1 protein-coding gene is annotated in these 605 nt (G+C 49.9%); it reads right to left on the bottom strand.

Annotated features, from left to right (window positions below; all coding sequences use genetic code 11):
* Positions 1–560 (bottom strand): NRAMP family divalent metal transporter (locus tag ACXJ5O_RS29195; RefSeq protein WP_457302948.1); only part of this gene is annotated, 560 nt, incomplete at its 3' end.
* Between the last annotated feature and the right edge of the window lie 45 nt (positions 561–605).

The following is a 605-nucleotide window of genomic DNA, read 5'->3' as shown; positions in this document are numbered from 1 at the left end:
ATCTGGGTTATGCCGCTCTCATGCAGAGTTGCCGCGGCTGTCACCATGATCGCCAAGGCGATGATGGTGGAGAAACCCATACCAACAAGCGTGTCCAGGTTGATACGTTTATCAGCATCTTGTGCTTGTTCGGGAGCGTCTTTCAACGGCTCGCGCTCAGGCAGTTCCTTGATGTCTTCCACTTCCTGCGCCGCTTGCCAGAAGAAAAGATACGGGCTGATTGTCGTACCAAGGATAGCGACCACAGCGGTCAAGTATTCAGAGTTGTATGAAATGGGTGGCAGCACCATGTCATGCAGCAAGGCAGTCCAGTCGATTTTGACGAAGAAAAGCGTTCCGACATATGTGAAAAGTGCGAGTGTCAGCCATTTCAGAATGCGGACATATTGTTTGTACTCCAAGAATACCTGCATCAGGATGCACACCGCGCCAAAGATCAAAACATATAAAATATTCGGTCCGCCGATCAGCCCAGAGACAGCATCTGCCATCGCGCCAATGTTCGCACCGATGTTAATGATGTTCGCGATAAGAAGAAGCGTAACGCAGACATAAACGATCCAGTTTGGATAATACCGCCGGATATTACCAGCAATTCCCCGTCC

Source organism: Phyllobacterium sp. P5_D12 (genome assembly GCF_054049495.1).
The sequence above is the reverse complement of the archived record's forward strand: the minus strand, read 5'-3'. Positions and strand labels throughout refer to the sequence as shown.